The 1,081-nt window shown below is 60.4% G+C and carries 1 protein-coding gene; it reads left to right on the plus strand.

Going from position 1 to position 1,081, the window contains the following annotated elements; translation table 11 throughout:
- The coding region (locus CW742_RS14755; RefSeq protein ID WP_292421691.1) for a VWA domain-containing protein at positions 1-1,081 on the plus strand (1,081 nt) is incomplete at both ends.

The following is a 1,081-nucleotide window of genomic DNA, read 5'->3' on the forward strand; positions in this document are numbered from 1 at the left end:
GGTGTACGAGGACGCCCCCGAGGCATTCATCCATTCCTGGCAGTCAGAGGAAGAGGGCCTGCGGGAACGCATCAGGAGGGCAAAAGAACTGCTCCCCCGGGTCATGGTACCGGATGACATGCTCACGATGATTGCGCAGATCTGCCTCGACATGGCGGTCGATGGCCACCGTGCGGATATCGTCATGCTCAGGACGGCAGCCACCATCGCGGCCTTCCATTGCAGGACTGATGTGACGGAAGAGGATGTCCGTGAAGCAGCCGAACTCGTCCTCTCCCACCGGATGCATCGCCAGCCTTTCTCTGAACAGCAGATGGACAAGGATAAGATGGAGCAGTCCATCCAGAAATCGCAGCAGGAGAAGAAGCAGCCCGAGCAGGAGCAGCAGACCCCGGAGAACCAGAAGCCGAAGGAGAACACGATGCCGGATGGTTCCACGACAACGATGTTTGCCGAAGGGGATCCCTTCAAGGTTAACCAGAAGCCGCTCGCAACACCCCGCCGCATCGATTCGTTCCGGCGGGACGGAAGCGGGAGGAGGAGCGTGACCGAGTCGCGGGACGGTAAATATGTCCGGAGCCGGATTCCCGAGACCATCGGCCCGGACATTGCTCTCGATGCCACGATCCGCGCAGCAGCCCCCCACCAGAAAGACCGGGAAGGGTCACTCGCCGTGAAGATTGAGTCATCGGATCTTCGGGAGAAAGTCCGCGAGAGGAAGATGGGAAATACCGTCCTCTTCGTTGTCGATGCCAGCGGCAGTATGGGTGCCCAGCAGCGGATGACCGCGGTAAAGGGGGCCATCCTCTCGCTCCTCATCGATGCTTACCAGAAACGGGACCGGGTCGGCCTTGTCGTCTTCCGGGGGAAAAACGCCGAGATCCTCCTCCCCCCGACTTCGAGCGTTGAACTGGCACGGAAATGCATGCAGCAGCTTCCCGTGGGGGGCAAGACACCGCTGGCCCACGGCCTCTCCAAGGCGCTGGAGGTTATCAAACGCGAGAAGATGATCAACCGCCACACCATCCCTCGGCTCATCCTCATCTCGGACGGAAAAGCGAATGTGAGCCTGGGATCAGGA

The organism is Methanoregula sp. (assembly GCF_002835825.1).
GTDB lineage: Archaea > Halobacteriota > Methanomicrobia > Methanomicrobiales > Methanospirillaceae > Methanoregula.